The 24,779-nt window shown below is 71.4% G+C and carries 19 protein-coding genes; 10 read left to right on the top strand and 9 right to left on the bottom strand.

The genetic code is table 11. From position 1 onward, the window contains the following. Window positions 1–80: 80 nt before the first annotated feature. Window positions 81–893, top strand: a complete 813-nt coding sequence (locus ADK67_RS12425; protein ID WP_082403413.1) for a helix-turn-helix transcriptional regulator — start codon at window positions 81–83, stop codon at window positions 891–893. Window positions 894–943: 50 nt separating this feature from the next. Beyond that, window positions 944–1,183 (top strand): hypothetical protein, encoded by a 240-nt coding sequence (locus tag ADK67_RS12420; RefSeq protein ID WP_053716548.1) that lies wholly within the window; start codon window positions 944–946, stop codon window positions 1,181–1,183. Window positions 1,184–1,609: 426 nt separating this feature from the next. Here ADK67_RS12420 and ADK67_RS12415 read toward each other — a convergent pair whose 3' ends face one another. The 3 genes from ADK67_RS12415 to ADK67_RS12405 form a co-directional block, all read right to left on the bottom strand. After that, the gene (locus tag ADK67_RS12415) at window positions 1,610–2,698 is read right to left on the bottom strand and encodes a carboxymuconolactone decarboxylase family protein (protein WP_063797578.1); all 1,089 of its coding nucleotides are present in this window, start codon (window positions 2,696–2,698) and stop codon (window positions 1,610–1,612) included. 223 nt (window positions 2,699–2,921) lie between these two features. Next, window positions 2,922–4,289: a cytochrome P450 gene (locus tag ADK67_RS12410; protein ID WP_082403412.1), complete on the bottom strand. Its 1,368-nt coding sequence runs from the start codon at window positions 4,287–4,289 to the stop codon at window positions 2,922–2,924. Continuing rightward, window positions 4,286–5,281, bottom strand: a complete 996-nt coding sequence (locus ADK67_RS12405; RefSeq protein WP_053716546.1) for a DUF1702 family protein — start codon at window positions 5,279–5,281, stop codon at window positions 4,286–4,288. Before ADK67_RS12405 ends, ADK67_RS12410 begins: the two co-directional genes overlap by 4 nt. A 366-nt stretch (window positions 5,282–5,647) precedes the next feature. Between ADK67_RS12405 and ADK67_RS12400 the strand changes: the two genes are divergently transcribed. Further along, a complete protein-coding gene (locus ADK67_RS12400; protein ID WP_053716545.1) occupies window positions 5,648–7,195 on the top strand; it encodes a GMC family oxidoreductase in 1,548 nt (515 codons plus the stop codon). Window positions 7,196–7,269: 74 nt separating this feature from the next. Here the strand turns inward: ADK67_RS12400 and ADK67_RS12395 are convergent, their stop codons facing one another. The 5 genes from ADK67_RS12395 to ADK67_RS12375 all read right to left on the bottom strand — a co-directional run bounded on the left by ADK67_RS12395 (window position 7,270) and on the right by ADK67_RS12375 (window position 12,358). Beyond that, window positions 7,270–8,139 carry an SDR family oxidoreductase gene (locus ADK67_RS12395; protein ID WP_053716544.1) on the bottom strand — a complete coding sequence of 290 codons (870 nt, stop codon included), beginning with the start codon at window positions 8,137–8,139 and terminating at the stop codon, window positions 7,270–7,272. Then, window positions 8,136–8,741, bottom strand: a complete 606-nt coding sequence (locus tag ADK67_RS12390) for a carboxymuconolactone decarboxylase family protein (RefSeq protein WP_053716543.1) — start codon at window positions 8,739–8,741, stop codon at window positions 8,136–8,138. The genes ADK67_RS12395 and ADK67_RS12390 overlap by 4 nt, the downstream gene beginning before the upstream one ends. Window positions 8,742–8,748: 7 nt before the next feature. Next, window positions 8,749–10,068 (bottom strand): ABC1 kinase family protein, encoded by a 1,320-nt coding sequence (locus tag ADK67_RS12385; RefSeq protein WP_053716542.1) that lies wholly within the window; start codon window positions 10,066–10,068, stop codon window positions 8,749–8,751. Between the two features lie 270 nt (window positions 10,069–10,338). Beyond that, complete coding sequence (locus ADK67_RS12380) at window positions 10,339–11,403, bottom strand: cobalamin-independent methionine synthase II family protein (RefSeq protein WP_053716541.1); 1,065 nt, start codon at window positions 11,401–11,403, stop codon at window positions 10,339–10,341. A 25-nt stretch (window positions 11,404–11,428) separates the two neighbouring features. After that, on the bottom strand, window positions 11,429–12,358 hold the full coding sequence (locus tag ADK67_RS12375; protein ID WP_053716594.1) for a hypothetical protein: 930 nt from the start codon (window positions 12,356–12,358) through the stop codon (window positions 11,429–11,431). Between the two features lie 495 nt (window positions 12,359–12,853). Here ADK67_RS12375 and ADK67_RS12370 point away from each other — a divergent pair, with 495 nt between their 5' ends. The 5 genes from ADK67_RS12370 (at window position 12,854) to ADK67_RS12350 (ending at window position 22,294) form a co-directional block, all read left to right on the top strand. Beyond that, window positions 12,854–18,610, top strand: coding sequence for a type I polyketide synthase (locus tag ADK67_RS12370; RefSeq protein ID WP_053716540.1), 5,757 nt, complete (start codon window positions 12,854–12,856; stop codon window positions 18,608–18,610). Window position 18,611: 1 nt separating this feature from the next. After that, a complete protein-coding gene (locus tag ADK67_RS12365) occupies window positions 18,612–19,070 on the top strand; it encodes an acyl-CoA thioesterase (RefSeq protein WP_053716539.1) in 459 nt (152 codons plus the stop codon). After that, window positions 19,067–19,573, top strand: coding sequence for a flavin reductase family protein (locus tag ADK67_RS12360; RefSeq protein ID WP_053716538.1), 507 nt, complete (start codon window positions 19,067–19,069; stop codon window positions 19,571–19,573). The genes ADK67_RS12365 and ADK67_RS12360 overlap by 4 nt, the downstream gene beginning before the upstream one ends. A 34-nt stretch (window positions 19,574–19,607) precedes the next feature. Further along, window positions 19,608–20,690 carry an SDR family NAD(P)-dependent oxidoreductase gene (locus ADK67_RS12355; RefSeq protein WP_053716537.1) on the top strand — a complete coding sequence of 361 codons (1,083 nt, stop codon included), beginning with the start codon at window positions 19,608–19,610 and terminating at the stop codon, window positions 20,688–20,690. Window positions 20,691–20,755: 65 nt separating this feature from the next. Then, window positions 20,756–22,294, top strand: a complete 1,539-nt coding sequence (locus tag ADK67_RS12350) for an acyl-CoA carboxylase subunit beta (protein ID WP_053716593.1) — start codon at window positions 20,756–20,758, stop codon at window positions 22,292–22,294. Between the two features lie 17 nt (window positions 22,295–22,311). Here ADK67_RS12350 and ADK67_RS12345 read toward each other — a convergent pair whose 3' ends face one another. Then, a complete protein-coding gene (locus ADK67_RS12345) occupies window positions 22,312–22,518 on the bottom strand; it encodes a hypothetical protein (RefSeq protein ID WP_053716536.1) in 207 nt (68 codons plus the stop codon). 215 nt (window positions 22,519–22,733) lie between these two features. On the opposite strand from ADK67_RS12345, the gene ADK67_RS12340 reads away from it, so the two are divergent. Beyond that, window positions 22,734–23,732, top strand: coding sequence for a carotenoid oxygenase family protein (locus ADK67_RS12340; RefSeq protein ID WP_082403410.1), 999 nt, complete (start codon window positions 22,734–22,736; stop codon window positions 23,730–23,732). Window positions 23,733–23,907: 175 nt separating this feature from the next. Beyond that, window positions 23,908–24,453 carry a TetR/AcrR family transcriptional regulator gene (locus ADK67_RS12335; RefSeq protein ID WP_231648147.1) on the top strand — a complete coding sequence of 182 codons (546 nt, stop codon included), beginning with the start codon at window positions 23,908–23,910 and terminating at the stop codon, window positions 24,451–24,453. Window positions 24,454–24,779: the final 326 nt, after the last annotated feature.

Raw genomic sequence — 24,779 nt, 5'->3', positions numbered from 1 at the left:
GCCGGACCGGCCTCGGGCGGAGCGCCACCGGAGTGCGGGGTGCCCGTGACCGCTTCAGCGAGTGGAATGGAGGGACTGCTGTGCAAACTGCGGTAGAGCGCGCGATCGACACGATGTGGAACCGGTACCACGAGCCGCTTTCACTGGCCGACATGGCGGACACCGCGATACTGAGCAAGTTCTACTTCTCCCGGGTCTTCCGGACGCTGACCGGCACGTCGCCCGGCCGGTTCCTCACCGCGATCCGGCTCACCAAGGCCAAGCAGCTGCTGCTGGAGACGTCGTTGAGCGTCACCGAGATCTCGTACATGGTGGGCTACAACAGCCTCGGCACGTTCACCAGCCGCTTCACCCGCAGCGTCGGTGTGCCGCCTGCCCGCTATCGCGCGCTTTCCTACGGGGGCATCCTGTCGCTGCCGTCGTTCTCCGGGCCCGCGCGCGGCAACCAGGCCGGTTCGGTGGCCGGGTGGGTCGGCGTGCCGGAGACCGAGACGCCCGTGCGCGTGTACGTCGGCGCGTTCAACGACCCGATCGCCCAAGGGGTTCCGGTCGCGTGCGACATCCGTGACGGCTCGGGACCGTACCGGCTCGAAGCGCTGCCGGAGGGCCAGTTCTACCTGCGGGCCGCGGTGGTCGCCGTCGACGACCTCGACCCCAACCCGTCGAAGCGGCGGCCGCTGTTCGTCGGCGCCGCCGAGGCGGCCTCGGTGCGGGCCGGCCGGACCGCGGAGGCGGACATCGAGACCAGGTGCGCGTCCGCGCTGGACCTGCCGATACTGCTCGCGCTGCCCGAACTGGACACCCGCGACGCGTCCGACGTCGACCTGACCGTGCCGGTCGCCCGCGCACCGCTGGGCGGCAGCACCGCGCCCCTCGGCGCACCGGCGCGCTGACCGGACGTTTTCCTTCTCGGCCACGCGGTCCTGACGCCTGGAGGTGCCCGGTGGCTCGCGCCGGCTCGTGGAAGTGGCTGGTCCAGCCCGCGGCGTTCGCCGCGCTGCTCCTGCTCGCCACCGCGGGCGCCGTGATCGGCTGGCGCGCGGGCCGCCTGGCGGGTGCCGCGATCGGCGCGGGCGCGGGGCTGCTCGTCGCCGTGCTCCTGCTGGTCGCGGTCGACCGGTTCGGCTCGGCGTCGCTCCACCCGCCGGACGGGCGTCGACGGGACCGACGCCCTCAGGCCTGACGCCCACCCGCGGATCCTCGTGCCGCCGCGCTCCTTCCGCGGTCATGCGGACGAGCCGCCGGAGGCGCGGGTGATCCCGTGGTGGCGCAACCCCTGCCAGTCGGCTCACCGCGGCACGACACCGCTGGGCCGGGACAACCCCGTTGGGCCAGGACGCCGCGTGGGCCACGACTGCCGCTGGGCTGTGACTGCCGCTGGGCCGCGACGCCGGGCCGGTCTCGACCCGACTCGCCGAGTGCCGCGTGCCCGGTCCGTGCGGGCCGCTCCGGCCGGTGTCGAGCGCGACCGATCTGTGTCGGTGTCGGCAATCTCGCCGAGTGTCGGGTGTCGGCGGTTTGTGCTGGTGTCGAAGGACTTCCGAGTGTCGGGCACCGGTCCCTGCCGGCGGCTCCGGCCGGTGTCGACCGGAGCCGCCGGGAAGGCCTGTCACTCGTGCGTGGACTGCGCCGCGGGCGGCAGGGGTTCGGCTTCCTCCGTGCGGAACCTCATCCAGCTGCCCACGCGGCGCGCGGCGGCCAGGCTCGACCACGAGGTCAGGTCGATCAGCGACCGGTCGTCCGGCCGGCCCGCGCGGTAGCGGTCCACGACGGACTGGTCGATCTGGTAGGACGCCAGCGCGGTCAACAGCGCCAGGCGACCGGCGTCGTGCTGGTCCTCGGGCAGCACGGCGATCGCGTCCTCCACCCACGCGCGGCTCAGGCCCATCGGCTTGCCGTCCCACCGCGCCACCTGCTCCAGCACCACGGAGCGCACCTCGGCGGGCACGGACCGGCGACCGGCCTCCTCGATGACGGCGGCGCCACGCGCGTACGCGCCGGCGATCGCGGCGTGCCCCTCGGCCCACTTCATGTCCTCGGGCAGCGGCGCGTCGGGCAGCAGGTCGAACGAGGCGCCCGCCTTCGGCCCGCGCCGTTCGGCCGACTTGATCAGCCACACGAGCACCCGGCGCACGACGGTCATCGACGCGGCGGGCGCGCCCGGCGGCAGCGGCAGCTCGCCGAGGAAGATGTTCACCATCCGGTTGAGGTACTGCAGGATCACCGCCGTGCCGACCATCTCCGGCGCCTGCGCCGGCGGGAACGGCACCGGGTGCCCGGCCGCCTCGTCCGGCGTCGCGTTCGCGGTCGCCCACTCGGCCGCGGCACGGGTCCCGGGGTCCGGGATCGTGCCGTTCCGGTAGCCGACCAGGTCGATCAGCATCGACGAGTGCATCGAGATGCAGAACGGGCAGTCGTTGCTCTCGGAGACCGCGGTGGAGACCGCTTCCTTGTGCGCCCGCGGCGCCGTGCCGGGCACGAGCAGCGTCTCGCGCAGCATCAACCAGGCCGCCGCCAGCACGTCGGGTGACGACGCGTGCAGCGCGATCGGCGGCGCGAGCACGCCGAAGTCCCGTTCCAGTTCCCGGTAGACCCGGGCCACGTCCTCGTCGGCCGCGCCGTACCGCACCGCGCGAACCTGTCGCACCTGCGCGGTGGACAGCCCGCGTAAGCCGGCCTGTACCAGTGTTGGTCGCATCGAAATCGGTTCCTCCGCCGGCGCTTCAGGGATCGGGAGAAAGAATCACAGTGTAATGGCAACCTCGGCCGGTCCGTAAGGTGCCACGATCAGGTTCGGCCGTCCGCCCCTTCGCGGACATGCACTCCCCGGCCCGACCCGTCGGTGATTCCCCGCCCGCCGGGTCAGGTCGACGTGAGGCCGCGGCTCGCGGCACCGACCGGCGCAGACGTCGCCACGCGCCTCACGCGGCCGATCGCACGGTCATCGGCAGCCCGCCGCGCACGCGCAGCGTCAGCATCGGCTCGCCGCGCACCTCGTAACCGGCCACTGTGGACAGTCGCAGCTCGCGCACCACGCTGGCGGCCACGATCGTCGCCTCCATCATCCCGAGGCCGCTGCCGACGCACACGCGCGGACCGGCGCCGAACGGGATGTAGGCGTACCGCGACCGCCCGGACGACCGGCCGGGGGAGAACCGGTCGGGGTCGAACCGGTCGGGCTCCTCCCAGAACCCGGGGTGCCGGTGCAGGGTGTACGGGCAGATCAGCACGTCCGCGCCGGCCGGCACGTGGTACCCGCCGATCTCGTCCTCCTCGCGGGTCACCCGCGGCAGGATCCACACCGGCGGGTACAGCCGCATGACCTCCTGGATCACCTGGGTCGTGTACCGCAGCCGCGGGATGTCCTGGAACGTCGGCTGCCGGTCGCCCAGCACCTCGACGGCCTCGGCGTGCATCCGCTCCCACACCTCGGGGTGCTTGTCCGCCAGGTGGAACGTCCAGCTGAGCGTGCTCGCGGTCGTCTCGTGCCCGGCGAGCAGCAACGTCACCATCTCGTCGCGCATCCGCTGGTGCGCGACCTCCTGGTCGGGCTCGTTCTTGGTGGCTTCGATCAGCCGGGATAAGACGTCGTCGCCCTCGGCGGTCGGGTTCGCACGGCGCTCGTCGGCCAGCTGGGCGACGATGCGGTCCAGGTCGGCCCGGGCGCGGTGGAAGCGCCGCTGGATGGGCAGCGGCACCCAGTGCGGCACCGTGCTCAGCGACATCATCTCGAACATCGCCTGGTCCTGGACCGCCTCGAACGAGTGCCCGATCGACTCGAACGCGCCGAGGTCGGCGTCGAGCAGGGCGCGGCCGAGCACGCCGAGCGTCAGCCCGGTCATCTCCTCGCTGATGTCGATCGGCTCACCGCCGCGGTGCGCGCGCAGCTTGGCGACCAGCCCCGCGGCCTCCTGCGCGATCACGTCGGCCTTGCCCGCGATCCGCTTGGCCTGGAAGACCGGCTGCATCGTCTTGCGCTGGGCCTTCCACAGCTCGCCCTCGCTGGTCAGCAGGCCGTCGCCGAGCGCGCGGCGCGCGTGCACGAGACCGATGCCCTTGACGAAGTTGCCGGGGTTGTCGGCCAGCACGTACTTGGCGTGGTCGGGGTGGTTGAAGAAGTACATCGACTTCGGGCCGAGCCGCAGCCGGACCGCGTCGCCGTACTGCTGGGACACGTTGGTCATCACGGAGAGGCGGTCGCGCGCCATCCTGGCCAACAGGCTCAGGGTCTCGCTGCGCGGCGGACCGGGCACGGCCCGGCGCGCCCCCGCCATGTCTGTCGTCGTCATGTCGTCACATCCGCATCGCTGGTGAAGGCCGCGGTGATGCGCTTGCGCCAGATCTCGAACGCCGGGACACCGGGGTGTTCGGGCAGCTCGGCGACCGCCGGCGGCCTGGTGTCGTGGCACAACTTCGCCGCCTCTTCGGGCGTCATGTCGCAGAAGACCTTGGTCGCCACACCGGTGTGGTCGACGACGAGGCCCTGGTCCACCCGCGCGGTGGCGGCGAACGCACTGCCCTGCGCGACGTTGGGCAGGTACTGGCCGACGCGGTCGGCGTACCACCGCAGCTCGCTCTCGGGCAGGCCGCCCGCGTAGGTCGCGGCCAGCCCCGAGCCCGCGTACAGGTCGGCGTGGCGCTCCTCCGCGAACCCCTCGATCAGGTCGGCCACGACCTTCGGGTCGGCGCCGCCGACGAACCACATGGCCCGGCCGATGCCCTGGTCGATGCCGCGGGGCGAGTACCAGCTGGAGCCGTCGGTGGGCCACGGGAAGGCCGGCTCGCGGTACTGCTCGTGGACGTACTTGCCGGTGTGGAAGAACGCCTGGTGGAACCCGTAGCCGTCGAGCGCGAGCCAGCGCAGCAACGGGTCGTCGTCCAGCCCGAGCTTGGACCAGCGGGACCTCGGCACCCGGGCCATCGCCCAGCCGACGCCGACGAGGACCATGTAGTCGTGCGCCTTGGCCCGGCCCTGGAGGAACCGCCCGGTCCGCCCGCCCCGGCCGAACGGCAGCGCGTCGCGCACCGCGAAGCCCATGCCGGCGCCCTCGTAGGCGAAGCCGCGGAACTTGTAGGGCATCTGCTCCAGCTTTTCCTCCGCCTCGACCGGCACGCGTGACTCGGCGGCGTAGCCGTAGCCCTCCAAGAAGGAGCGGCCGACCGTTTCCAGCAGTTCCCGCGCGGTCTCGTCCTTGTAGTGGAATCCACGTACGGACAGCTTCGTCGCGGAAATGTTGGGAGTCAGGATGCGGCGCCGGAGCGCCCCCCAAGGGCTGGACAATGTTCGCTCCCTTCGTCCCGCCACGGGTGGCCGCGGCGATTCGGACTAAATGAAATGGTCGCCGGATCGGGTGCCGGTGTCCTACTCCCAGCGTGCCCACCAGGGCCTGGTGTGGTGCGGATGGCGGCGAAGTAGGCATGATCGGAGAAGGTGGCCGCGTGGTGCGGTATTCCTGGTGGGAGGGGAATTTCCGGCGTGCTCCGGGCCGGCGGAACCGAGGGGGCCTCTACTTGTCGTCCGTTGTGGACGCCCGCCGTGTCACGCCGAGCAACGCGCGAGTAGCAAGGTCATCGCGGCCGGTGCGACGCTCGGCGGGTGGGTCGCAGAACCCTGCGCCCGAAGCGCCCAATCTTTCGAGGACTGCTTATGACGGCTCAATATGACGACATCATCGTCGGCGCCGGGTCGGCCGGTGCGGCGCTCGCGGCCCGGCTGACCGAGGATCCCGCGCGACGCGTGCTGCTCCTGGAGGGCGGCCCGGACTACGTCGAGCCGGAGGATCTGCCGGAGGAGATCTTCTACGGCCGCGCGATGTCGTTCGACGGCAATGACTGGACCTTCCGGGCGGACGTCCACGACGGCCGCCGCATCCGCTTCCCCCGTGGCAAGCTCTCCGGCGGTTCGTCGGCGGTCGGCGCGACGGTGGGTCTGCGCGGTGTCGCGGAGGACTACGACGACTGGGCCGCCGCCGGGAACCCTGGGTGGTCCTACGAGGAGGTGCTGCCGTACTTCCGCAAGCTGGAGAACGACTACGACTTCGGCGACAGCGAGTTCCACGGCGGCGGCGGCCCGATGCCGATCCGCCGGTGGAAGCCCGAGGAGCTGTCGCCGGGCCAGACGGCGTTCGTCGAGGCCTGCCTGGAGGCGGGCTTCCCGGAGGTCAAGGACCACAACCACCCGGACGCGACCGGCGTCGGCTCCATCCCGTCCACCCGGCACGACACCGTGCACCGGGCCACGACCGGGACGACGTACCTGCGGCTGATCCGGCAGCGGCCGAACCTGGAGATCAGGGGCGGCACGACGGTCGACCGGGTCGTGTTCGAGGGCGCGAAGGCGATCGGCGTCATGGCGGCGGCGCAAGGGGGCTCCTACGAGCTCATCGAGGGCCGCCGGGTCATCCTGGCCACCGGCGCGGTCGCGTCGCCGATGATCCTGCTGCGCTCCGGCATCGGCCCGGCCGAGGACCTGCGCCGGCTGGGCATCGACGTCCGGGCGGACCTGTCGGGCGTGGGCGGCAACCTGGTCGACCACCAGCGGACCGGCGCGTTCCTGGTGCCGCAGCCGGGGGTGATCGACCCGACCGAGGCGTTCCTCCAGCAGATCCTGCGGACCACGTCGCCGGTCACCGGCGAGTTCAACGACCTGCAGTACTACATGGTCAACCACTTCTCGCTGGCGCACTTCCCGGAGCTGCAGATGCTGGCGGGCGCCACCGAGATCCTCGGCGTGATGGTGGTGTCGCAGCGCCCCGGCTCCCGCGGCCGGATCACGCTGCCGTCCGCCGACCCGACGGCCCAGCCGACGATCGTGCTGAACTTCCTCGACGACGAGCGCGAGATGGACATCCTCGTCGACGGCGTCCGCACGGCGTGGAAGCTGGCGCACCACCCGGACATCATGAAGCTCGGCCAGGGCTTCGTGGTGCTGCGGGACGCCATGATCGACAACGACGACATGGTGCGGCAGTACGTGAAGACCAGTCTGGACAGCGCTTACCACCCGGTCGGCACGGTCCGGATGGGCCCGGCCTCGGACCCGGACTCGGTCGTCGACGAGCGGGGCGCGGTGCACGGCATCGAGTCCCTGTACGTCGCCGACTCGTCCATCATGCCGAGCACGGTGCGCGCCAACACCAACCTCACCTCGATCATGATCGGGGAGCGGATGGCGGCCTGGCTGCGTGAGGGCTGATCCCTCCGACGAAGCGAAGCGGCTCCGGAACCTCTCGGTCCGGAGCCGCTTCGCTTGTGGCAGGAAAAAGACGGTCAGGGCTGGGGGAAGAACTTGGTGACGAAAACCTCCCAGGCCCGGTCGCCGAAGATCGCGCGCTGCGGCTTCAGCAGGTGGGTCGGGAGGCCGAGCCGGTAGCGGATCTTCGGGTTGGGGTCCGTGATGGCCTTCTCGATGGTCTCCGCGACCTTGCCGGAGCGCACCGCCGTGCGACCGCGGCCCTTGGGCTTGTCGACCTCGCGGTAGGCGCCGTGCCACACGACGAACCGCTCCCAGAAGTCGGCGTACAGGTCGCTGTCGGTGTCCAGGCCGAGGTCGCCGACCGTCGTCGGCACGAACGAGCCGAGGATCGGCGACGGCTCGATGATGGACACCTTGATGTCCCACGGCTTCACCTCCAGCCGCAGCGAGTCGCTGATGGCCTCCAGGGCGTGCTTGGTCGCCTGGTAGTAGCCGCGGCCGGGGGTGGCGAACAGGCCGAAGATCGACGACATCATGATGATCCGCCCGGACCGCTGCTCGCGCATGCCGGGCAGCACCAGCTGCGTCATCCGGGACAGGCCGAAGAAGTTCGTCTCGAACTGTCGGCGCACCTGCTCGATCGGCGTCTCGCCGATCGTGCCGTTGAGGCTGTAGGCGGCGTTGTTCACCAGGACGCCGACCGCGCCGTGGTCCTCGGTGATCCGCTTCACCGCGGCGGCCATCGACTCCTCGTCGGTGACGTCCACCTGCAGCGTGGTGATGCCCTCGTCGGCGAGGTCCTTCAGCCCGTCCAGGTCGCGACCGGTGGCGTACACCGGCCAGCCGGCGCGGTGCAGGCGCAACGCGGTGGCGCGACCGGTGCCGGACGACAGCCCGCCCGAGGAGTTGACGCCGGTGATCAGAACCGCGCGGGACGCCGTCACGCCTCACCTCCGGTCGGGACCTCCTGCTGCGACACCCGGCTCGCCGCCACCGAGAAACCGAGGCCGAGGCCGTCGACCATGCGGGTGATGAAGTTGAACATCCCGGCGATGAAGAAGCCCTCCAGCAGCTCCTCGGAGCTCCAGCCCGCGTCCGTGGCCAGCTTCCAGTCGGCGTCGGTGATCTTGTACGCCTCCTTGCTCAGCTTGGTGAGCAGGCGCAGCAGGACCTTGTGCTTCTCGTCCACCGGCAGCTCCTCGACGGACGCCGCGGACTCGACGGCCTTCGCGGTCTCCTCGGGGCCGCCGAACGCCTGGAAGAAGAAGTTGTGCGTGCCGACGCAGTACGGGCACTCGTTGACCTTCGACGTCCACGCGGCGATCAGCTCGCGCGTCTGCCGCGGCATGATGCCGGTGATGAACATGCCCTTGTAGCCGGCCACGACGCCTTCGAGCAGGTCCGGCCGGGTGGACAGCAGGCGGAACATGTCGGGCACGAACGGCAGGTTGGTGTTGCTCTTGATGTCGGCGTACAGCTCGGCGAGGCGGCCTTCGGCCTGACCCTCCTCGACCAGCGGAACCCGGACGTGGGTGGTTGCGTCCATGCTCGACTCACCTTTCGACAGCGGTTGGGGCGTCACGAGGGATGTTGCGGCGGCGCAGGACCGGGATGGCCTCGGCCTGGAAGTCGAGGTCGGAGTCGAAGCCCTTGATCATGCCCTCGATGACCAGCAGCGAGAGCAGGGGGAAGGCGAACTCCGGCGCCGGGAAGAGGCCGAACCGGCGCTGCAGGTCGAACAGCCGGCCGGCGAACGTGGCCAGGTCGAACTCGCCGGACTTCGCGCCCGACGTCTCCGACACCAGCTCGCCGAGCGCGGTGCGGAAGCCCTCCAGGTCGCAGTCGTCGGCGACCTCGGCGGCGCTCTCGATGACGATCTGGGCGCACATCCAGCCGTCGCCCATCGCCATGTTGATGAAGAAGTCCGCGAACGACCGGCGCACCGGGTCGGGCAGCTGGATGACGAAGCCGGCGTCCAGCATCACCAGGTCGGCGTTGAGGTCGAAGTACAGGTTGCCCGGGTGCAGGTCGCAGTGCACGAGGCCGTCGATGAACAGCATCTCGTAGACCGTGCCCAGCACCGCCCGCTGCACCGAGCGCCGGGTGTCGAGGTCCAGCTCGCCGGGCTCGAAGCGCCGCAGGTCGCTGATGAACTCCATGACCACGGTCTCGGCCGTGCACAGCTCCGGCAGCGGCGCCGGGATGGTGACGTTGCGGCTGCCACCCTCCAGGTTGGCCCGCAGCGCGGTGAGGGACGCGGCCTCGGCCTCGAAGTCGAGCTGCCGCAGGATCGCGCCGCCGACCTGGCCGTGCATGAGCTTGAACGGCATCTTGCGCAGCTTGGGCAGCATCCCCATGAGGCTCATCGCCGAGGCGGTCAGGGTGAAGTCCTGCCACATCACGCGCTCGATGCCGGGACGCCGCACCTTGACCGCGACGTGCCTGCCGTCCAGCGTCACGGCTTCGTGGACGGTCGCGATGCTGCCGCTGGCGACCGGAGCCCAGTCGAACTCGCGGAACGGCCACGGCCGGTCGCGGTAGGCGTGCCGGACGGCGCGCTCGATCCGCCGCTTGCTCGGCGGCGACGCGCCGTCGGTGAGCCGGCCGAGCGGGGTGGTGACCTCTTCGGGCAGCAGGTCCCGCCGGGTGCTCAGCAGCTGGCCGATCTTGATGTAGGAGGGCCCGAGGCGGGTCAGCATCCTGACCCACCGGTCGCCGTCGCGCAGGCCACGCCCGTCCTTCGAACGACGGAAGCGCGCGCCGACCGCCGAACCGGCGATGAGCAGGCCGTAGCAGAACACGATGACGCCGACCCACGCGCAGCGCAGCACCAGTCCGGGCAGCCGCGCCAGGCGGCCAGTGGTGTTGGTCATCCTCGCCCCTGTCGTGCGATTCGGCCGGGCGGCACGACGCCGCCCCACCTGCGATCGTCTCGGCGCCGGTGACGCGCCGCCTACTCCCTCCGTGCCTTGGGGGCGTGAAGGGAAACGTATTTATGCATTACAGCGTTACGCGACTGCGTTCCTCTTCTCGCGCATTGCTGTTCGCACGTCGGCGGCGAAAGAAGCGCGGTGTGACGGGCGCACGCGACGACGCCGGGACGACCGCGAATCGCGGCTGCCCCGGCGTCGTGTGATCGCGACTCAGAGACCCAGCGCCACCTCGGCGAGCTTCGTGCCCTCGACGCGGGCGGCGATCTTGGCGAACGCCGTGTCACGGGAGGTCGAGGTGTCGTCGGCGAACGGGGCGAACCCGCAGTCGTCGCAGGTGCCCAGCCGGTCGACGGGGATGAACTCGGCCGCCTCCAGCACGCGGTCGCGCACCTCCTCGGGCGTCTCCACCCGCGGGTCGATCGGGTCGGTCACGCCGATGAAGACCTGCGCGTCGGCGGGCAGGTGCTCCTTGATGATCTCCAGCACCCGGCGGCGGTCGGGCTCGCTGGCCAGCTGCACGTAGAACCGGCCGGCCTTGATCCGGAACAGGTCCGGCAGCAGGTCGGCGTAGTCGACGTCCGCGCTGTGCGTGGAGTCCCAGTCGCCGCCGGGGCAGGTGTGCAGCCCGATCCTGGCCCGGTCCGCCTCGGAGAACCGCTCCAGCACCGCGTTGTTGAGCGACACGAAGTCGCGCAGCAGCCCGCCCGACGGGTCGAGCTTGAGCGACAGCCGCCCCTCGGTGAAGTCCAGCTGCACCACGGCCGCCCCCGCGTCCAGGCAGGCGCGGATGTCCGCCTCGGTCTCGTTGACGAGGTCCGCGATGAACTCGTCACGCGAGTAGCCGTCGATCCCGTCGCCCGGGTAGAGCAGGGCCAGCGCCGACGGCGCGATCACCGGCTGCTTCACCGGCAGCGCCGTGAGCTGCTGCGTGGCCCGCAGCAGGTCAACGGCGTGCGCGGAGTAGCGGAACGGGCCGCTCGTCAGCACCGGCAGCTCCCGGGTGTGCCCGTCGGCGAACGGCACGACCGCGCCGCCCGCCGCCAGGTCCGGGATGCCCGCTACCGGGTAGGTCAGGAAGCTCGGCTTGTCCTGCTCGCCGTCGGTGAGCACCGGCGAACCGGTGCCCTCGAACCGGCTGACCGTGTCCGCTAACGCCTCGTCGGTCAGTTCGCGCAGCGCTGCGGCGTCGATGCGGCCTTCCGCGTGGTCCTGGAAGCCCTTGAGGAGCTTCGCGGGCCGCGGGACGCTGCCGATCGGCTCGGTCGGAATGCCCATGGTGTGGTTGTTCCCCTCGACGCGATCAGGACCACGGCGCCGTCGGGTACCACGGGATGATCTCCCGCCGGGCCAGCATCCTGATGTCCCAGTACATGAAGGTGAAGACGCCGGCGACGATCAGCGCGACGGCCGTCACGGTGGCGATCCGGCTCGGCTTGGCGGAGAGCCACCGCTGCAAACGGCCGCCGGTGAAGTACGCCAGCACGAGGAACAGTATGGCCATGATGACGATGTTGCCTACCGACTGAAGGGTGAACGCTGCGGCGCCGTAGAGGGGGTTGTGGCTCTCCGCGGCGTCACGGAACATCTGCCGGAACAGGCCGAACGGGCGACCGATGAGGAACCCGCCGATCAGCACGCCCATGAACACCATCGGGGCGTTCGGGAACCGCTTGGCGATCTTGCGGAACGGGTCGCGCACGAGGCCGAGCGCGGCGAGCCCCATGTAGACCATCACGAGCCCGATGACGCCGAAGACGATCAGCGACTGGATGCTCCGGCTGCTCAGCGTGCCCGGCACGTTGGCCGCGGTGGCGAACTGCGGCATCCGCGTGCCGACGATCCCGACCAGCACCCCGTACAGCGCGGACACCGGGATCATGCCGACGGCCAGCCAGCCGACCGGCTTGAGCGTCGCGGCCAGCTTCGCCCAGCGCGACCCGGTGGAGCCGAGCATGGGCGCGACGGCGCCGAACGCGGCGATGTTGCAGGCGGTGAACGTGCCCGCGATGCCGCTGACGAACGCGAAGGCGATGCCCGCCGCGATGCCCTGGATCGGGGTCTCCTTGGCGTCGTGGCCGAGCAGGGTGTTGGCCACGCTGTCGCCGATGGTCGAGTCGACGAACTGCGCCGACCACACGACGGTCAGCAGGAAGCCCGCGATCGAGCTGAGCAGGACGATGAGCCCCCGCCTGTCGGGGAAGTGGCCGTTGACGAACGACGACGTGGCCACGGCCGTCGTGCTGGACTCCCGTTGGGTGAGTCGGTTGGTTCCGGTGCGCACCATGTGATCCCTCTCCGGAGCAATCTGGTGGCCGACGTGGAGCCCCTTTTGCTGCGTCGATCCGGGGGCCTGCAAAGCATCCCAGTGTTATGTCTCGATTACTTCTTCCGTTGTGCGCACCCGCTGGGCCGAACGGTCCACGTCGAGCGGCACTCCGGCGCGCAGCCGGACGAGCCCGCAGGTTTGCGGGCTGCCGAGGGTCGGCGGGCAGGGGTCGGTGACACGTCGTGGCCACTCGCCCGTCACATGAAGAATTCAAATCACGCTGTTATGGAAAAAGCGCAGGTCAGCAGGGCAAAATCGGAGAAGCAGTGTCGTCGGGCGGTCGTGCAGTCTTACGTTGCGCACTTTTACGAAGTGCCGTGTGTGTTTGTCGTATTGCCGCACGGCAGCATTTTTTTCGGACCATCCAGAACCCCCGATGTCCTCAAAGACGGTGAAAGCATGAGCAGTGAGCGGATCGCAATCGTCGGCATCGGCCTGCGCTACCCCGATGCCGGTTCCACCGGGGAACTGTGGGAGAACGTCCTGGCCGGGCGTCGGGCCTTCCGCAGGCTGCCCGACGAGCGGATGAACCAGGCGGACTACTACTCCCCCGACCCCGAGGCACCCGACCGCTTCTACACCACGAAGGCGGCGGTGCTGCGAGACTTCGAGTTCGACCGGGTTCGCTACCGCGTGGCCGGCAGCACGTTCCGCTCCACGGACCTGACGCACTGGCTCGCGCTCGACGTGACGGCCCAGGCGCTGGCCGACGCGGGCTTCCCCGACGGCGTGGGCCTGCCGAACCGGACCACGGGCGTGGTGCTGGGCAACAGCCTCACCGGTGAGTTCTCCCGCGCGAACGTGATGCGGCTGCGCTGGCCGTACGTGCGGCGCACGGTCGCCGCGGCGCTGACCGGCAAGGGCTGGCCCGAGGACGAGATCGCGGGCTTCCTGGCCGAGCTGGAAGTGGACTACAAGGCGCCGTTCCCGGAGATCAACGAGGACACCCTGGCGGGCGGCCTCGCCAACACCATCGCGGGCCGCATCTGCAACTACTTCGACCTGCGCGGCGGCGGCTACACCGTCGACGGCGCGTGCTCCTCGTCGTTGCTGTCGGTCGCCACGGCCGCCAAGTCGCTCGTCGAGGGCGACATGGACGTGGCCATCGCGGGCGGTGTGGACCTCTCGATCGACCCGTTCGAGGTCATCGGCTTCGCCAAGACCGGCGCGCTGGCCAAGGACGTCATGAAGGTCTACGACAAGAACTCCAACGGCTTCTGGCCGGGGGAGGGCGCCGGTTCGCTCGTGCTGATGCGCGAGGAGGACGCGCTGGCCAAGGGCGCGCGGATCTACGCGACCATCGCCGGCTGGGGCGTCTCGTCGGACGGCAAGGGCGGCATCACCCGTCCCGAGGCCGAGGGCCACCGCCTGGCCCTGCACCGCGCCTACGGCCGCGCGGGCTACGGCCTGGAGTCGGTGTCCTACTTCGAGGGCCACGGCACCGGCACGGCGCTGGGCGACGAGACGGAGATCGAGGCGTTGTCCTCGGCCCGCCGCATGGCGAACCCGGACGCCCGGCCCGCCGCGCTGAGCACCGTCAAGGGCAACTTCGGGCACACCAAGGCAGCGGCGGGGGTCGCCGGACTGATCAAGGCGGCCCTCGCCGTGCACCACCAGGTCATCCCGCCGGGCACGGGCCACTACGACCCGCACCCGAAGCTGACCGCCGGCGACGCGGTGATGTACGTGCCGCTCGAAGCCGAGCTGTGGCCGGAGGACCAGCCGGTGCGCGCCGGCGTGTCGGCCATGGGCTTCGGTGGCATCAACACCCACATCGCCCTGGAGGCCGCGCCCGACGCGCCTCGCCGCGAGCAGCTCGACGTCCGCACGAAGGCGCTGGTCTCCGGTCGCCAGGACGCCGAGGTGCTGCTGTTCGACGCGCCGGACCGCACGACGCTGAAGGACCGCGTCGCCGAGGTCGCCGCCCTGCTGCCCAAGCTGGCGTACGCCGAGCTGGGCGACCTGGCGTCGGCGCTGGCGGCACGGCTCGGCGGTTCGTCGCTGCGCGGCGCCGTCGTGGCCCGCACGCCCGAGGAGGCCGAGCGCAAGGTCGAGAAGCTGATCGTCGCGGTCAGCGAGGGCACCACGCTCTTCGACGCCGCCGACGGCGTGTTCCTGGACGACCGGACCACGGCGCCGCGCCTGGCGTTCCTGTTCCCGGGCCAGGGCTCCGGCCGCGGCACGGTCGGCGCGATCCGCCGCCGCTTCCCGGTCGCCGACGAGGTCTTCCAGTCCGCGGGCCTGCCCACCGACGGCGACCAGGTCGCCACGGAGGTGGCGCAGCCGCGCATCGTCGCCGGTTCGCTCGCCGCGCTGAACGTGTTGCGGGAACTGGGCATCGAGGCGCACACGGCGGTCGGGCACAGCCTCGGCGAGCTGTCCGCGGTGCACTGGGGCGGCGCGCTCAGCGCCAACCGGGTGCTGTCGCTGGCCGCCGAGCGCGGTCGCGTCATGGCGAGCGCGAGCAAGGGCGGCGGCGCGATGGCCGGCCTGGCCACGACGCCCGAGCGCGCGCTCGAGCTGGCGGCCGGCGAGGACGTCGTGATCGCCGGCTACAACGGCCCGTCGCAGACGGTGCTGTCCGGCCCGGCCGAGGCCGTGGACCGGGTGACCGCGGTGGCCCGTGCCGCGGGCGTGCAGGCGACCCGCATCAACGTCTCCCACGCGTTCCACTCGCCGCTGGTGTCCCCGGCGGCGGCGGCCATGCAGGAGCGGCTGGTCGACTTCGACTTCGGCCGGCTGATCCGCCCGGTGCACTCCACCGTCACCGGTGAGGTGCTGGAGGCGGGCGTCGACCTGCGCGAGCTGCTGCGCGACCAGATCACCCTCCCGGTCCGGTTCCACGAGGCCGCCGCCAAGGCCGCCGCGGTGACCGACCTGGTCGTCGAGGTCGGCCCCGGCCGCGTCCTCACCGGCCTGCTGGAGGAGATCGCGCCCGACAAGCCCGTGCTCTCGGTCGACACGGACAGCGCGTCGCTCACGTCGCTGCTGACCGTCGTCGCCGCCGCGCACGTGCTCGGCGCGCCGGTCCGCACGGAAGCCCTGTTCAGCGACCGGGTCCTCCGCGACCTGCCGCTGGACGGCTCGATGACGTTCCTGGCGAGCCCCTGCGAGACGGCTCCCGCGCTCGACTCGAGCCTGCGCTCGGCCGAGCAGGACGCCGCCGCGGCGGCCAAGGCGGCCAAGCCCAAGGCGGCCGAGGGCTCCGACGGCGAGTCCACGCTGGAACTGCTGCGCCGCCTGGCCGCGCAGCGCGTGGAGCTGCCGCTGGACGCCATCACCGCGGACACCCACCCGTTGGACGACCTGCACCTGAGCTCGATCACGGTCGGCCAGCTGGTCAACGAGGTCACCCGCAGCCTCGGCCGCCCGGCCCTGGAGGGCACGACCAACTTCGCCACCGTGCGGATGGGCGAGCTGGCCGACCTGATCGACAACCTGGCCGAGACGGCGCACGCCGAGGAACGCGACAACGGCGAGGTGCCGGGCGTCGCGCCGTGGGTGCGGCCGTTCCTGGTGGAGCACGTCGAGCGCGAGCTCGTCGCGGCGACGCCCGGACCGGTGGGGGAGTGGACGGTCTACGCCCCGGAGGGCCACCCGCTGGCCGAGCCGCTGAAGGCCGGCCTGCCCGGCGACGGCGTGCTCCTGCTGCTGCCGCCGGAGGGCGGTGACGCGCACGTCGGCCTGTTCCTGGAGGCCGCGCGCGACGTGCTGGCGTCCGGCCGCAGGCTCGCGGTCGTGCAGCACAAGCTCGGCGCGTCGGGCCTGGCCCGCACGCTGCACCTGGAGGCGCCGCACATCCCGGTGACGTTGGTCGACTTGGCCGACGAGACCGACGCGGTGCGCCGGGTGGCGGCCGAGATCGCGGCCACCACGGACTTCTCGCAGGTCCGGTACGACGCCGACGGCGTGCGGACGGTGCCCGTGCTGCGGGCGGTGTCCGGTCAGGCGGAAGGAACGCCGCTCGACTCGGGCGACGTCCTGCTGGTCACCGGTGGCGGCAAGGGCATCACGGCCGAGTGCGCCATCGCGATGGCCACCGACTCGGGCGCGTCCCTGGCGCTGCTCGGCCGGGCCGACCCGGCCACCGACCCGGAGCTGGCGGGCAACCTCGCCAGGATGACCGCGGCCGGCATCAAGCACGTCTACGAGCGGGCCGACGTGACCTCCGCCGAGCAGATCGCCGCCGCCGTGGCGCGGTTCCGCGCCGAGCTGGGCGAGGTCACCGCCGTGCTGCACGGCGCGGGCCGCAACGAGCCCAAGGCGTTGACCGGACTGTCCGAAGAGGACTTCCGCGCCACGCTGGCGCCGAAGATCTCCGGCCTGAACGCGGTGCTCGACGCCGTCGACCCGGAGCGGATCAAGCTCCTGGTCACGTTCGGCAGCATCATCGGCCGGGCGGGGCTGCGCGGTGAGGCGCACTACTCCACCGCCAACGACTGGATGAGCGAGCTGACCGTCGACTTCGGCGTGAAGCACCCGCAGGCCAGGGTGCTGGCGCTGGAGTGGTCGGTCTGGTCCGGCGCGGGCATGGGCGAGCGGCTGGGCGTGGTCGAGGCGCTGATGCGCGACGGCATCACGCCGATCTCCACCGAAGCGGGCATCGCGGTGCTCCGCGAGGTGCTGGCCGACCCGACCGTGGGCCCCGTGCTCGTGGTCTCCGGCCGCGCCGCGGGCCTGCCGACGTTGGAGATGGCGCGCACCGAGCTGCCGCTGGCCCGGTTCGTGGACCGCGTCCTGGTCCACTACCCGGCGGTCGAGCTGGTCACCGAGGCCGACCTGTCCGACGGCAGCGACCCGTACCTGGGCGACCACCTGCTCGAAGGCGACCTGCTGTTCCCGGCCGTCATCGGCATGGAGGCCATGACCCAGGTGGCCGCCGCCCTCACCGGGCACGACGCGCCGCCGATGCTGGAGGACGTGGAGTTCCTGCGGCCGGTGGTCGTGCGGCCGGGAGGCTCGCTGACGGTGCGGATCGCCGCGCTCGCCCGCGACGCCGAGACGGTGGACGTGGCGATCCGGGCCGAGGACACCGGGTTCTCCGCCGACCACTTCCGGGCGAGGCTGCGGTTCCCGCGGCCGGCGATCCCCGGCGACGTGGTCGACGGCGGTCCCGCGCTGCCGCTCGTGCCGGTCGACCCGGTCACCGAGCTGTACGGCAGCGTCCTGTTCCAGGGCAAGCGGTTCCAGCGGTTGCAGGGCTACCGGCGGGCGAGCGCCCGGCACGCGGTGGCCGAGGTCGCCACGACCTCCGTCGCCTCCTGGTTCGCCCCGTTCCTGCCGCAGGACCGGATGCTGGCCGACCCGGGCACGCGGGACGTGATGATGCACGCCATCCAGTGCTGCGTCCCCGACGCCACGCTGCTGCCGCAGAGCGTGGAGCGGCTCTACCTGGCCGCGCAGGTCGACCAGCTCGCCCAGTACGTGGTGCTGGACGCCCGCGAGCGGTCGCAGGACGGCGACAGCTACACCTACGACCTCGACGTGCGCGACCCCGAGGGGCGGCTCGTCGAGCGGTGGGAAGGGCTGGTGCTGCGGGCCGTGCGCAAGCGCGACGGCGCGGGACCGTGGACGCCGACCATGCTCGGCTCGTACCTGGAGCGCTCGCTGGAGCGGGTCCTGGGCGGCAGCCGCGCGATCGTGGTCGAGCCCGACCCGACCGACACCACGCCGGAGCGCCGGGCGCAGACCGCGCTCGCGCTGAGCCGGGCGCTGGACCGTCCCGTCGACGTGCGCTACCGGCCCGACGGCAAGCCCGAGGTCGACGGCGTCGAGGTGTCCGCCTCGCACAGCGCGGGCATCACGTTCGCCGCGGCGGGACAGGGCGGCGCCCTCGGCGTGGACGTCGAGGAGGCCGTGGCCCGGTCCGAAGAGGACTGGACCGGTCTGCTCGGCGAGGACCTGATCGCCGTGCGGGACCTGCTCACCTCCGAGGTGGGCGAGACCGCGGCGATCTCCGGCACTCGCGTGTGGAGTGCCCTGGAGTGCCTGCGCAAGACCGGTTCCACCACGCAGGCGCTGACCGTCGACCGGGTCCACCCGGACGGCTGGGCCGTGCTGTCGACCGGCGACGCCAAGGTCGCCACCTGGGTGACCACCGTCATCGACCGGGCCGAGCCGGTGGTGTTCGCGGTGCTCGTGGGCAAGGAGGGCTGACGTGACCAACTACTACGAGATCCGCCACACCGTCGGTTTCGAGGAGACCAACCTCGTCGGCAACGTGTACTACGTGAACTACCTGCGGTGGCAGGGGCGGTGCCGGGAGATGTTCCTGAAGGAGAAGGCGCCGAGCGTGCTGCAGGACCTCCAGGACGACCTCAAGCTGTTCACCCTCAAGGTGGAGTGCGAGTTCTTCTCCGAGATCACGCTCTTCGACGACCTGTCGGTGCGGATGCGGCTGGAAGAGCTGACCCAGACGCAGATCCAGTTCAGCTTCGACTACGTCAAGGTCACCGGCGGCGCGGAGGTCCTGGTCGCCAAGGGCAGGCAGCGGATCGCGTGCATGCGCGGCCCGAACACCAACACGGTGCCCTCGCGGGTGCCCGAAGACCTGCGGAAGGCGCTCACGCCCTACGCCGAGGCCCCGGCGCTGGCCCGCGCCGGGCTGGGGGGATGACGGACATGTACGAGGCGGCGCCCACGATGGAGGAGACCTCGCTGCGGGACGCCATGTCCCTGTTCGCGACCGGGGTCACGGTGCTGACGGTCGGCGGCGAGCACGCGCACGGCATGACGGCGAACGCGTTCACCTCGGTGTCGCTCGACCCGCCGCTCGTGCTGGCCTGCATCGCCCACTCGGCGGTCATGCACGACGCGATCGCCAACACCAAGCGGTTCGGCGTCTCGATCATGAGCGCCGACCAGCGGGACACCGCGAAGTACTTCGCCGACAAGCGCCGGACGCTCGGGCCGGAGCAGTTCGACGCGGTGGACTGGCTGGAGGGACCGCGCAGCGGCGCGCCGCTGCTCAACGGCTCGCTGGCGTGGCTGGAGTGCGACCTGGTGCAGTCCTACGACGGTGGTGACCACACCATCTTCGTGGGTCAGGTGCTCAGTTGCAGCCGGGGCGCGGGCACGGAGGCGCTGTTGTTCTACGGCAGCGCGTTCCACCGGGTCTGACGTCCGAGTCCGCACGCTCTGGGAAGGAGTGCACATGCTGGTGACCGTCACCGGAGGTACCGGTTTCGTCGGCTCGCACACGGTGGCGGAGCTCGTGCGCGCCGGCCACCGGGTCCGCCTGCTGGTCCGGGACGCGGGTGCGGTGGACACCGCCACGCGACCGTTGGAGGTGCCACCCGACGCGCTGGACGTCGTCGTCGGGGACGTGACCGACGAGCGGTCGGTCGCCGCGGCGGTGCGCGGCGCGGACGCGGTGGTCCACGCGGCGTCGGTGTACTCGTTCGACCGGCGCAAGCGGGCGGAGATGCTGCGGACCAACGCACACGGCACGGAGGTGGTGCTCTCCGCCGCCCGCCGTGCCGGTGCGGGCCGCATCGTCCACGTGTCGAGCATCGCGGCGCTGTTCACACCCGGTGTGCGGGTGATCCGCGAGCAGTCGCCCGTCGGCACGACCCGCGAGCCGTACGCGGCGACCAAGGCCGCGTCGGAAGCCATCGCGAGGCGGCACCAGGAAGAGGGGGCGCCGGTGGTCGTCAGCTACCCGCCGGCCCTCCTCGGGCCGCACGACCCGAAGCTCGGCGACCAGGTCGAGCGGCTGCGCAACACGTTGCGCGGGATCATGCCGATGTGGCCCGCGGGCGGGTTGCAGATCGGCGACGTGCGGGACACGGCGGCGCTGCACGTGGCGCTGCTGTCCCCGGACGTGCCGGGGCCGGATCCCGCCGGGCAGCAGTCCGAGGGCCTGCACTCCGAAGGCCGGCAGTCCGACGGGCAGCACTCCGTCGGGCGGCACTTCGGTCCCGGGCGCTACCTGAGCATGCGGGAGTACCTGGACGGGGTCAGGGAGGCCACCGGGCGCGCGTTGCCCGCGGTCTTCCTGCCCCCGGCGATGATGACGCCCGTCGGGCGGCTCGTCGACCTGGTGCAACCCGCGTGGCCGTGGCACATCCCCGCCGAGTACGGGGCGATCGCCACGGTCGGCGCGGCGGTCCGGGTCGACCCGGCCGCCAGCACGCTCGACCTCAAACCCCGTCCGTTCGCCGACACGGTCACCGACACCGTCAGGTGGCTCGCCGACACCGGTGCGGTGACCGATCGCCAGGCAGGCCGCCGATGACCACTTCAGGGATCGACCAAGTCAACGGGCACTCGGACTTCCGGCCCGAACTGCCCATCCGCACGATGGACCTGCTGCGGGAGCGCAACGACGATTTGCGCGACCGCGCCGTGTCCAACGCCGAGGCCGTGCGCCGACAGCGCTCGCTCGGCAAGCGCACCGCCCGGGAACGCCTGGAGATGCTGCTGGACAAGGACTCGTTCACCGAGATCGAGCTGTACCGGCGGCACCAGGCGCACGGGTTGAAGGTGTCCGAGCACCGACCGCACACCGACGGCGTGGTGGCGGGCTCGGGCACCATCGAGGGACGGCGCGTGTTCGTCTACGCGCAGGACTTCACCATCTTCGGCGGTTCGCTCGGGCAGGCGCACGCGGCGAAGATCCACAAGGTGATGGACATGGCCATCGACACCGGCTCGCCCGTCATCGCGCTGAACGACAGCGGCGGCGCGCGCATCCAGGAAGGCGTGATGGCGCTGGACGGCTACGGCGGCATCTTCCGCCGCCAGGTCGCGGCGTCCGGCGTCATACCGCAGATCGCGGTGGTGCTCGGCCCGTCCGCGGGCGGCGCCGCGTACTCGCCCGCGCTGGCCGACTTCACGTTCATGGTCCGCGGCACCGCGCAGATGTACCTGACCGGTCCCGACGTGGTGCAGGCCGTGTCGGGGGAGAAGGTCACGCACGACGAGCTGGGCGGCGCGTCCGTGCACGGCGAGCTGTCGGGCGTGGCTTCGTTCGTGCACGACGACGAGGAGTCGTGCCTGGAGGACGTCCGCTACCTGGTGTCGATGCTGCCGTCGAACAACCTGGAGTCCCCGCCCGCCCACGAGCCCGTCGGCGCGGTGGACGACGTGCGGCCGGAGTTCGCCTCGATCGTGCCCGTCGAGCCGAACAAGCCCTACGACATGCGCACGCTCATCGCGGAACTGGTGGACGACGGGGAGTTCCTCGAAGTCCACGAGGGGTGGGCGCGCAACGTGGTGGTGGCGTTCGGCCGGATCGACGGCGCGGTGGTCGGCATGGTCGGCAACCAGCCGATGGTGTTCGCGGGCGTGCTGGACATCGAGGCGTCCCAGAAGGCGGCGCGGTTCGTGCGGTTCTGCGACGCGTTCGGCATCCCGCTCGTGTCGCTCGTGGACGTTCCCGGGTTCCTGCCGGGCACGGCTCAGGAGCACGCGGGCGTGATCCGGCACGGGGCGAAGCTGCTCTACGCCTACTGCGAGGCGACCGTGCCACGCATCCAGGTGATCGTGCGCAAGGCCTACGGCGGCGCGTACATCGTGATGGACTCCCGGTCCATCGGGACGGACCTGTCGCTGGCCTGGCCGACCAACGAGATCGCGGTGATGGGCGCGGAAGGCGCCGTGAACGTCATCTTCCGCAAGGAGTTGGCGGCGTCGGCCGACCCGGACGCCCTGCGCGCCGAACTGCTGGCCGAGTACTCGGAACAGCTGGTGCACCCCTACTACGCCGCCGAGCGGGGCCTGGTGGACGACGTGATCGACCCGTCGCACACCCGGTCCGCGGTGGCCCGGGGTCTGGCGATGCTGCGCGACAAGCGCCGCCCGACTCCGGCGCGCAAGCACGGCAACGTGCCGCTGTAGCGGTTCGCGGCACCTCCTCAACGGCACCTCGTCCCACAGCGAGGTGCCGTTGCCGTGTCCGGGCTCAGCCGGCGCAGCATGAGGATGGCCCACACCGTCAAGCTCTCGGCCGAGCCGCGCACGAAGTCGGGTTGCAGCTGCTCGGCTTGCCTCAGGGCCGCCGTCTCCGCGTCGTCCAACCGCCCCTGCGTGAAGAACACCCAGGACAGGGCGGAGACGTTCATCGCCTGGAGCCGTTCGTCACCGGACTTCTCCGCGGCTTCCCCGCGGTCGGCGCCGGAACGCGCAGGTCAAGCGGGTTTCGAACGGAGGACGTGCCGCTAGGACGCCCTGTCCCGCAGGTGTGGGCAATACGCCATATGGGTATAGCCGGCCAGGAGGGCGCGATCGGCTTGACGAGGTTCCATAACGCCGCTATAAATAGTAGTAAGACAGTGTTATGGAACGCGTGGACGGGGTGGTGGGCGTGGTCGCGTCGGTACAGGAAGTCGCGGAAGCGCTGGTGGTGCGAGGTGCACTGCCCGCCGGGCTGGACGGTGCTCTCGTGTGGTCCGGCAAGTACGGCGTGTCGGGTGTCCGGCTCGGGCCCGATGGCGCCCAGTGGTACCGCGGGGCGCGTCCGGCGGCGCTCGCGCCGGCCGACTGGCCCTCCGGCGCCACGATGGCCCGCCCCGTCTTCGACGGCGAGGTGTGGCACACGGCCATGTCGCACCCGGACCTCGGTTACGCCGAGCACGTGACGCTCGGCGACGACGGCGAAGTGCTGCGGGCCGAGCCGTTCCCGCTCGACGGCGCGCCCCGGATGCGGGCGGTCGGTGTGACGGAGCGGTTCGTGGTCGTTTTCGACTCGGCGCCGTACTACAGCCGCGCGGCGGACCTCGTCGGCATGCGCGACCCGTACTCCGGCCCGGCCGCCGGCCCGACGCGCATCGGCCTGCTCGCCTACGGCCGGCCGCACTGGTTCGAGGTGGGCGAGGGCGAGGTGCTGTCCTTGGTCAACGTCTACGAGGACCTCGGTCGCGTGGTCGTGGACGCCATCTGGGCGCCGGGCGTGCTGCGCCGCCACACGCTGGACCTCGCGACCGGCGGCGTGCGCCGGGTCGACCTGCCCGCGATGGACGTCGGCGCGGTCGACGAGCGCCTGACGGGCCGTCGCCACCGCTTCGTGTTCGGCACGGCGGGCACCGCGATCGTCCGCCACGACGTGGCGCTGGGCTGCACGTGGCGCCGCGAGCTGGGCATCACGCCCGGCCAGCCGGTGTTCGTGCCGAACGGCGAGGACGAGGGCCAGGGCTGGGTGGTGTCCGTCGCGGGTGACGAGGTGCTGGTGCTGGACGCGGCCGACCTCGCCGGTCCGCCGGTCGCGGTGGTGCGCCTGCCGTTCGCGGTCGAGGCGTCGCGGCGGGCGACGTGGCTCGAGGGCCGTGCGGCGGCGTGAATCGGCTTGACGTGACGTGGCCGCGGCCTGGATCGTCGCCGCGGCAAGCGGATCACGCGGGGAATGGTGGGGCCCCTGTTGCGGGAGTAGACTATAGGGAACCATCCCTAGCATGGCAACGGCGAGGGGAACCGTGCATCGATCCGCTGCTGAGACCCGGTCCCACGTACTGCGAGTGGCCGGGAACCTGTTCTACCTGAGGGGAATCCGCGCCACGGGCGTCGACCTCATCGCGGCCGAGGCCGGTGTCGCGCCGACCACCCTCTACCGCCTGTTCGCGTCCAAGGACGATCTCGTCGGCGCCTACGTCGAGCGGGCCGACCTCGACTTCCGCGGCCGGTTCACCGCCGCGGTCGAGGAAGCGGGCCCCGATCCGCGCGACCAGATCCTGGCGGTGTTCGACATGGTCTTCGCCGAGGTCTCCACCGCGACGTTCCGCGGCTGCAAGTTCCTCATGTCGCTGGCCGAGTTCCCGGAGCCCGACCTGCCCGCGCACCACAACGCCGTCGTGGCGAAGTCGTGGACCAAGGTGCGGATCCGCGAGTTGACCGACCAGCTCGGCGTCGAGGACCCGGACGCGTTGGCCGACCACCTGATGCTGGTCTTCGAGGGCTTGCACGCCTCGGGGCAGTCGTTCGGTCCGGACGGCCCCGCCAAGCGGGGACGGGGTCTGGCGGAACGGCTCCTGGCGGCCGCCGCGCCGCGGTCGAACGGCTCCTGACGCCCGACCCCCTCCCTTCCCGCCGCGAGGTCGTCGACGCACGGCCGTCGGCGGCCTTCCGCATTTCTGCGGTGCGGGCTCCGGCTGTGCCCAAGCCTGCCGAAGAATTGTCAAGCACACCTGTCGAAATCGCTTCGGTAATGTGCGGATATCCGTCGGCGCCGACTCCGCCCGGCGTCCGGCGCGGTGACCTGCGGTGATCGTCGCGTCGAACGCGTCGAAGGTCCGGTGAGATCGGACGTGAAATCCAAAGAACGATTGGGTCACGCGGGTCTCGCGGCATGTCCACCTCGCCTGATCAACGGTATTCTGCTCCTCGATCACCC

The sequence above is a fragment of the Saccharothrix sp. NRRL B-16348 genome (assembly GCF_001280085.1).
Lineage (GTDB): Bacteria > Actinomycetota > Actinomycetes > Mycobacteriales > Pseudonocardiaceae > Actinosynnema.
This window is presented reverse-complemented; position numbering and strand designations above follow the sequence as displayed.

Excerpts from the sequence above, each read along its gene's own strand:
- ADK67_RS12410 (WP_082403412.1), bottom strand. The coding sequence starts at position 4,289 with ATGACGACGACAGACATGGCGGGGGCGCGCCGGGCCGTGCCCGGTCCG.
- ADK67_RS12370 (WP_053716540.1), top strand. The coding sequence starts at position 12,854 with ATGAGCAGTGAGCGGATCGCAATCGTCGGCATCGGCCTGCGCTACCCC.
- ADK67_RS12340 (WP_082403410.1), top strand. The coding sequence starts at position 22,734 with ATGGAACGCGTGGACGGGGTGGTGGGCGTGGTCGCGTCGGTACAGGAA.
- ADK67_RS12360 (WP_053716538.1), top strand. The coding sequence starts at position 19,067 with ATGACGGACATGTACGAGGCGGCGCCCACGATGGAGGAGACCTCGCTG.
- ADK67_RS12350 (WP_053716593.1), top strand. The coding sequence starts at position 20,756 with ATGGACCTGCTGCGGGAGCGCAACGACGATTTGCGCGACCGCGCCGTG.
- ADK67_RS12355 (WP_053716537.1), top strand. The coding sequence starts at position 19,608 with ATGCTGGTGACCGTCACCGGAGGTACCGGTTTCGTCGGCTCGCACACG.
- ADK67_RS12390 (WP_053716543.1), bottom strand. The coding sequence starts at position 8,741 with ATGGACGCAACCACCCACGTCCGGGTTCCGCTGGTCGAGGAGGGTCAG.
- ADK67_RS12380 (WP_053716541.1), bottom strand. The coding sequence starts at position 11,403 with ATGGGCATTCCGACCGAGCCGATCGGCAGCGTCCCGCGGCCCGCGAAG.
- ADK67_RS12400 (WP_053716545.1), top strand. The coding sequence starts at position 5,648 with ATGACGGCTCAATATGACGACATCATCGTCGGCGCCGGGTCGGCCGGT.
- ADK67_RS12415 (WP_063797578.1), bottom strand. The coding sequence starts at position 2,698 with ATGCGACCAACACTGGTACAGGCCGGCTTACGCGGGCTGTCCACCGCG.
- ADK67_RS12385 (WP_053716542.1), bottom strand. The coding sequence starts at position 10,068 with ATGACCAACACCACTGGCCGCCTGGCGCGGCTGCCCGGACTGGTGCTG.
- ADK67_RS12345 (WP_053716536.1), bottom strand. The coding sequence starts at position 22,518 with ATGAACGTCTCCGCCCTGTCCTGGGTGTTCTTCACGCAGGGGCGGTTG.